Origin of the sequence: Paucilactobacillus vaccinostercus DSM 20634 (genome assembly GCF_001436295.1) — a bacterium.
In the GTDB taxonomy this organism is placed as follows: domain Bacteria; phylum Bacillota; class Bacilli; order Lactobacillales; family Lactobacillaceae; genus Paucilactobacillus; species Paucilactobacillus vaccinostercus.
The window spans coordinates 1-507 of record NZ_AYYY01000068.1 but is presented as its reverse complement, the minus strand read 5'-3'; the positions used below and the strand labels follow the sequence as shown (position 1 = coordinate 507).

Here is a 507-nt window from a genome sequence, read left to right as displayed (position 1 = left end):
AGCATTATCAGAAACTGAAGCACTCGTTGAACCAGTCGTTGAGTTACTGTCTGAGACCGAATCACTCGTTGAACGAATATCTGATTGACTGTCGGAGTTAGAATTGCTTTCTGAACCGGCGGTTGAGTCGCTTTCAGTACCCGCATTGGAATCACTATTTGAATCAGACGTGCTGATCGAGCCGTTGGTCGAATCACTTACGGATTCTGACGTGCTCGTTGACCCATTCGTTGAATCACTTTGTGATTCTGAAGTGCTGGTTGACCCATTGTCAGAATCACTATTCGAGTCGGAACCAACCGTTGAAGTACTCTTCACATCACTTTGTGAAGTTGAGGTACTTGTTTGGCTGTTGTCTGAAGTACTCAATGAAGCTGAAGTACTTGCTTGACTGTTGTCTGAATCGCTGTTTGATTCTGACGTGCTTGTCGAACCATTCGTTGAATCACTGGCAGAACCGGAGGTGCTGGTTGAGCCGTTCGTTGAGTTGTTCAATGAGATTGACGT

The 507-nt window shown here is 45.6% G+C and carries 1 pseudogene; it reads right to left on the bottom strand.

Annotated elements, in window-relative coordinates:
* Positions 1 to 507: pseudogene (locus FC26_RS12895) on the bottom strand (KxYKxGKxW signal peptide domain-containing protein); the annotation flags it as partial.